Origin of the sequence: Ligilactobacillus sp., from assembly GCF_036846325.1 — a bacterium.
GTDB lineage: Bacteria > Bacillota > Bacilli > Lactobacillales > Lactobacillaceae > Ligilactobacillus.
The window spans coordinates 1-6114 of record NZ_DAIUCE010000101.1 but is presented as its reverse complement, the minus strand read 5'-3'; the positions used below and the strand labels follow the sequence as shown (position 1 = coordinate 6114).

Sequence of the window (6114 nt, the reverse complement as noted above, 5' to 3'; positions counted from 1 at the left end):
GAAACGATTCAAAAACACGCCGGCGTTCATCCTGGGTTTTCAGCGAACTTTCTTGAATCTTGGCTTAAAACACTGTAATATTAGTATTGCGGTCATATTGGAGGTTTTTAGATGAATCAACGAATCATATTTGCTTTAACGGTCATCGGCAGCGTTCTGGCTGCCTCAATCGGATCATCGTTTCATATTGCCATAATTACAAAGGCTGGATATTGCATTTTGGCAATTGCCTTGCTGGTTGCCGGCTTTTTGATGCTTGTCCTCAAGCATACTGAAATTCTATCCGGAAAAGATCATCGTGATTCCTGGGAAGATACTCCCGGTGAAGTTAAAGCCGTCACCATTGTCGGTGGTCTGGCATGCCTTGTGGCAGGAGCCTATACCTTGTTCCAATGCTTTTTTTAAATATCAAAAAAAGATGATCGTCGTGATCATCTTTTTATTTTCATTGTCTTTTCTACGAACTGACGTTTTTGACAATTAATAAATTTCAGTAATCCATTCGCCGGAATAATCGGAATCCACGGGATGATAATCGATTTCGGACAAATGATTATCTTCAAAAACCTGCATCATTTCAGCAAAGTTTTCCGGCAATGAATAATTTCCGAGATCCTTTCGTTCAATCCAGAAGATCTCCCCTTCTTTTGAGCTTTTGATTTGCCCTTCAAAGTCATCTGCCCTGTACAGCAAAACAATATAGCGTTTATTGTCCTTCCTTGGAAACTGTTTGATTCCGCACAACAACGGGTGCTTGACCTTGAGACCTGTTTCTTCGAAAATTTCCCGAACCATCGCATGATTAAACGATTCGCCGGGTTCGATATGTCCTCCGGGAAACGTCACACCGGCCCATGTTCTGCTTTTGCGGTCTTCAACCAGAATTCTTGTTCCGTTCTGAATCATGCACATATTTGTCAATTCAACGCTTTCGCTTCTGTCTTTCATTGCAACCACCCTTTTGCTTATTATGAACAAATACCATTCTATTCTATCACAAAAAGACCGCTGACGATTCACAACGTCAACGGTCCCGTATGAGCAGAGAAATGTTTAAGAATTTGCCGTATCAATACCAATTATGCGTTTGCCAGTGCTTCTGAGCATTCACCCAGGAGCCATACCGCTGCTTGACGTATCTTTCAGCGGTTTTCTCTTGGTTTGCCGGCGAATAGTCACCGTTAAGGTAACTTTTGTCCAATTGATACTTGCCTATGTACTTACCGTTACGTGCATTGTAATCACCGCCAGACTCTCTTTGAACGATCCATGCACGTGCGGAAGCTTCAGCAGAACTCTCACCAGTTCCGGCTGCAGAAACATTCGACTCAGATGACGATGAACTACCTGTTGATTGAACATACGTGCCTGCTCCAGACGAAGCAGACGCTGACTCGACGGTCTGAGCCTGTGAAGCAGCTTGAACTGACTGGCCCCGGGCAGGAATGACGAGATTCTGCCCAGCTAAAATGAAGTTCGGATTGCGAAGATTGTTGGCCTGAACGATTGCATCAGTCGTCGTCCCGTATTGTTCAGCAAGCTCCGAAACGGTGTCGCCATACTTAACTTGAATATTCTTCAGAGTATTTGAAAACTGTTGCGCCTGCGTTGCCTGAGTGCCTGCATTTGCCTGATTCAAGACCTGCAAATATGCAGATTGATCAACGGCTTGAGTGTTTTCGACAGTCATCTTTAATCTCCCTTCCTTCTTCATGTCTAAATCATAACACTAAAAAAAGGCCTTTTTGCAAAATTCACCAAAAGGCCTAATTTTTTTTGAAAATATCAAAACTTCACTTCAATTTTTCAATATATTTAAGAACATCTTTCAAATAACCGCGTTCTTCGTTGATTTTCTTCAATAGTTCATGGTCATGGGTATGAACTATCCCGGAATAAAGCTGGTCGGAGTATAAATCAAGGTACGGAAGCCCCGCTTTTTCGGCACGCTTGATCTCCTGCTGACGGTCGTAGGAAATCTTCCTGAATGAAACTTGCGGCATCCCCTGCTCGTCGCACTCTAAAATACAGTATTCCGCTCTCAAGTCATAGTGAAGTCCGGGCCAATCGCAGAAAGGCTCTCCGACCGATCCTGGGTTGATGACTAATTGCTCTGCAGTCGTATAACGCATAATCGGGTGGTGAACGTGAGCATAAAGTGCAACGTCGGCCCTGGTATCCTTAAGCACTTCATCAAACGTCGTCTGCGAAGAAGTCGGGTAAAGCTTTTGACCGAAATTATGGAACGGCAGATTATGAGCGCAGCTGAAACTGAGCTTATTGACGTCAACGAGCTGATGCAAAGGCCAATGCTCGATTTCATCGATGATTGCCGAACCAAGCTGCATCCCGATAAATTCAGCCAGACGTGAAAAGAAAACGCGACTCGGTTTTTCAAGAGAAAGCCTTCCCTTGTAGCCGTTGACCAGCAGATCGTCCCAGTTGCCGCGAACGCAGACTGAAGGTTCCAGCGACTTGAAAAGCTTCCATTGCTCAAGAGCTCCCGGACCCGGTGAGAACATGTCGCCCAAAAACCAGACTTCATCAGTTTTTTGTTTTTTCAGATCGTCACAAACTGCTTGAAACGCAGTCATGTTTCCGTGAATATCAGAGATTAATGCTATTTTTCGATACATACTTGACTTGCCATAAGAAAATGGCCCTCCTTGATCAGTGTGTTTAATTCCAGTATAGACGATTTTGACCAAAGTCAAAAGCACTTCTGACCAAATATTCTTGAACAAATCAAAATCCGCAGCACCTTGCCACTTCTTCCGACCATAATTTCGGATAGCAGGCAAGAAGCTCCTCATGCTTCAGGCAATGTTTCCTGATGTCCGGATTCTTGAAATGTCTCTTGTATCGTTCAAGGTATTTTCTGCCCATTTTCTGCGCATAAAAACAATGAATGGTCAGTCCGCTTTGTTCGATTTGTTCTTCCAATGGAGTTATCAAGTCTGAATACGCCTGATTATAGATGCTTTTCCTGCTGATGAAATCCTTTCTGTCACCGTCGATTCCAAAAGAAGAAAGCATTTTTTCCAGGTAGTCGCTTTTGGTTGCTTTTTTTAGCAGACGTGCCGTCATATCGAATTTCCCTTGCAGGGCCGAATATAAGAACAACGTCGCAATCCTGCACGAAACTTTTGCATGCAAAGGACTCTCCTGATCAAGATCTGAACTTCCCAGAATGCCGTGATCAAAACTGATTTGATGCCTTTGCGCCAGCAGCCCGACAAACGACCCCCCTAAAGAACATCCATAGACGCAGCAGACGTGTCCCTGAAATCTCTTTTTTACATATGACTCGATTCTTTCCGTCTCTTCGAGCATCGTCGGAAAAGTCGATGCTTCATTTTCATCAAATCCGTCATACGAGATGCAGACAACGTAAAAATACCTTTTAAGGTAAGGTATCACATTAAAAAAGTTATTCTTCCAATGGCAGCATGTTCCCGGAAGAAGCAGGATAACCGGCTTGCGTCGATCCCCAAATTCATATGTTCGCAAATAATCCATCCCCCCTTCTCTATTTTGTATATACAATTATATAACTATCACAATGTTTTTTTCAACAAAAAAACAGACCGTCAGACGGCGGTGTGTTGAAGTATGAACAAAAAATCTCTAAAGTCAAATGAATTGTAAGATAGTCATCAGAATCGGAACGACTGCGACAAACGACAATGTACTCAAAACAACGATGTTTGTCGCATATTCAACATCACCGTGCGCTTCTTTGGCAAGAATCGGCAATACTGCAAGCATTGGCGTTGCAGACTGAACGATAAGCGTTTTGTTCATCAAAGCCGGCAGAATAAAGCCATGACTATCCCCTGTTTTGATGAGCAAGATTAAAATCAGCGGCGACAGTATGAACCGTCCGATCAGTGCTAAAACTGAATCATGCTCAAATTTGACGTTGCCAAGTCCCGCATCGCAAAGAACGATTCCGATATATATCAACGAAAGCGGAGTAACCAGACTGCCGACATAAGAAAGAGTCTGATTCATGAATCCTGGAACCGGAACGTCCGTCAAAAGCCAGATGATTGCAACAACGAATCCGACAAGCGGCATTGGCAAAAGTTTCTTCCAGTTAACTTTTATTCCGGCTTTCGAAGAAGCTTCCGTCGGATCGTCGTTTTGTATCAGGAAAACTCCGAAGGCCCACGTCGACACGGTATTGATAATGTAATAGACGAGAAAAAAGCTCATGGCCTTTTCTCCAAACAGGGCATTATTAAGCGGCATTCCGATAAAAATCGTATTCGCATTGACGACGGCATTCATAAAAACCCCTCTTCGGCCCGGTCTGATTTTAAAAATCTTGACGGCAAGAAATGCAATCAAGTAGCCGATAACGACTGAGACGGCAGGGAAAATCAGTCCCGTTCCGAGCGAAAATAACTTTTCTTTCGTAAGATGATTCATAACTCCCATAAAAATTGAAGCCGGAAGTGCGATTTTCGTAATCAAAGCCGCAACGTTTGCTCCAAAATCGTCAGCAAACCATCCCGTTTTGCGCAGAACATAACCAAGCGCCATGATTAAGACGATTACCAGAACGCTGGAAACCGATGTTAAAAATACGTTCATCATTTTTCCTCCTCGGACTAGTATTCAGGAATCCATTTCATTTTCAAAACGGCTTTTTTGGCATCAAGCTTCGTCCGTGTCAGGCCGTCGTCAATTGCCGTTTGAGCAACGACTTCAGCAATCTTCTGCGAAAATTCAGGCAGCTTGGAAACAGGAGGCAAAACGGCAGCTCCTTCCTGACTGTCATCAACGATGTCTGCAAGTGCATGAGCCGCGTTTGCAAGCATTTTTTCGGTCAAGATCCTGGATTTAACGGCGATTGCGCCAAACCCGACGCCTGGATATACCAATGCGTTGTTAGCCTGGCCGATGCCATATGATACACCGTCATACTCAATATCTTCAACAGGGATGCCCGTTGCAACAAGGGCCCTGCCGTTCGTCCATTTGAGAAGGTCTTCGGCTTTGGCTTCGGCAAGCCTGGTCGGATTTGACAGCGGGAAAATGACCGGACGTTCAGTATGGGCAGCCATTTGTCTAACAATTGTTTCGGTAAAGGCGCCGGGCTTGGTCGATGTTCCAATCATGACGGTCGGATGAATCGTTTTGACAACGTTTTCGAGGTCAATCAGCTTTTGGCTTTCGGTAAATTCAGAGCGATCACGGGCAAACATCCTCTGCCCTGGCGTCAGTCCTTCAGTATCCTTAAACAGCAGACCCTGTTTATCGACCAGATAAAATCGTTTCCTGGCTTCTTCTTCGCTCAACCCGTTTCTGACAAGTTCATCGCAAAGCATTTTGGCGATGCCGGTTCCGGCCGTTCCGGCACCAAAAGTCAAAAACGTCTGATCAGTGATTCGCTGCTGGGAGATTTTCATTGCTCCGAGCACTCCGGCAAGCGAAATAATGCCGGTCCCCTGAATGTCATCATTAAACGTCAAAATCTTATCCTGGTACTTTTCCAGGATTACGGCAGCGTTGGAGCGACCGAAGTCTTCAAAATGAAGCAGGCTGTCAGGGAAAAGCTTTTCGACGCCTTGCACGAATCGATCAATCATGGCATGATATTTTCTGCCATAGACGCGTTCATGTCTGTTTCCAAGATAAAGCGGATCGTTTAAAAGCTTTTCGTTGTTGGTGCCGGCATCAAGCGAAACCGGCAAAACGCATGCGGGGTCGATTCCGGCTGCCGCAGTATAGACCATAAGCTTCCCGATTGCGATGTCAACGCCATTGACACCCCAGTCGCCCATGCCGAGAATTCCTTCGGCATCCGTTGCGACGACTAAGCGGATGTCTCGTCCCTGGGCGGCATTTTCAAGTACCGTTTCAATATTTTCCTGATCATCAATCGAAATGAAAGCCGCATCCTGGGGTTTTAAGAATAATTCGTCATACCGTTCGATTGATTCAGCAATGACCGGATCATACACAATCGGCATGAATTCGACAAGGTGCTCCTCCATCATTTTAAAAAATAACGTCCGATTCGTATTGAAAACGTTCATCAAAAAAAGTCGTTTTTCAAGCATTGTCTGTTTAGATCTGAACTGTGCATATGCTTGCGCCGTCTGC

Annotated in this window: 7 protein-coding genes; 1 reads left to right on the top strand and 6 read right to left on the bottom strand. The window is 44.7% G+C overall.

The genetic code is table 11. The features are described from left to right. The first annotated feature begins 111 nt into the window (after positions 1-111). The gene (locus V7Z60_RS08400; RefSeq protein WP_334117379.1) at positions 112-405 is read left to right on the top strand and encodes a hypothetical protein; all 294 of its coding nucleotides are present in this window, start codon (positions 112-114) and stop codon (positions 403-405) included. Positions 406-480: 75 nt separating this feature from the next. Here the strand turns inward: V7Z60_RS08400 and V7Z60_RS08395 are convergent, their stop codons facing one another. From V7Z60_RS08395 to V7Z60_RS08370, 6 genes are all read right to left on the bottom strand, one after another. Then, positions 481-948, bottom strand: a complete 468-nt coding sequence (locus V7Z60_RS08395) for an 8-oxo-dGTP diphosphatase (RefSeq protein ID WP_334117378.1) — start codon at positions 946-948, stop codon at positions 481-483. A 121-nt stretch (positions 949-1069) separates the two neighbouring features. Continuing rightward, positions 1070-1690: a LysM peptidoglycan-binding domain-containing protein gene (locus V7Z60_RS08390; protein WP_334117377.1), complete on the bottom strand. Its 621-nt coding sequence runs from the start codon at positions 1688-1690 to the stop codon at positions 1070-1072. 103 nt (positions 1691-1793) lie between these two features. Continuing rightward, the gene (locus V7Z60_RS08385) at positions 1794-2636 is read right to left on the bottom strand and encodes a metallophosphoesterase family protein (RefSeq protein WP_334117376.1); all 843 of its coding nucleotides are present in this window, start codon (positions 2634-2636) and stop codon (positions 1794-1796) included. 109 nt (positions 2637-2745) lie between these two features. Further along, complete coding sequence (locus V7Z60_RS08380; RefSeq protein ID WP_334117375.1) at positions 2746-3510, bottom strand: hypothetical protein; 765 nt, start codon at positions 3508-3510, stop codon at positions 2746-2748. A gap of 123 nt (positions 3511-3633) precedes the next feature. After that, positions 3634-4599, bottom strand: coding sequence for an AEC family transporter (locus V7Z60_RS08375; RefSeq protein ID WP_334117374.1), 966 nt, complete (start codon positions 4597-4599; stop codon positions 3634-3636). A gap of 17 nt (positions 4600-4616) precedes the next feature. Next, positions 4617-6114, bottom strand: a 1498-nt coding sequence (locus V7Z60_RS08370; RefSeq protein WP_334117373.1) for a malolactic enzyme, incomplete at its 5' end; no start/stop codon positions are given.

What these genes read in the sequence shown, in the direction of transcription:
- V7Z60_RS08400 (WP_334117379.1), top strand. Translation starts at nt 112, where the DNA reads ATGAATCAACGAATCATATTTGCTTTAACGGTCATCGGCAGCGTTCTG.
- V7Z60_RS08395 (WP_334117378.1), bottom strand. Translation starts at nt 948, where the DNA reads ATGAAAGACAGAAGCGAAAGCGTTGAATTGACAAATATGTGCATGATT.
- V7Z60_RS08375 (WP_334117374.1), bottom strand. Translation starts at nt 4,599, where the DNA reads ATGAACGTATTTTTAACATCGGTTTCCAGCGTTCTGGTAATCGTCTTA.
- V7Z60_RS08390 (WP_334117377.1), bottom strand. Translation starts at nt 1,690, where the DNA reads ATGACTGTCGAAAACACTCAAGCCGTTGATCAATCTGCATATTTGCAG.
- V7Z60_RS08385 (WP_334117376.1), bottom strand. Translation starts at nt 2,636, where the DNA reads ATGTATCGAAAAATAGCATTAATCTCTGATATTCACGGAAACATGACT.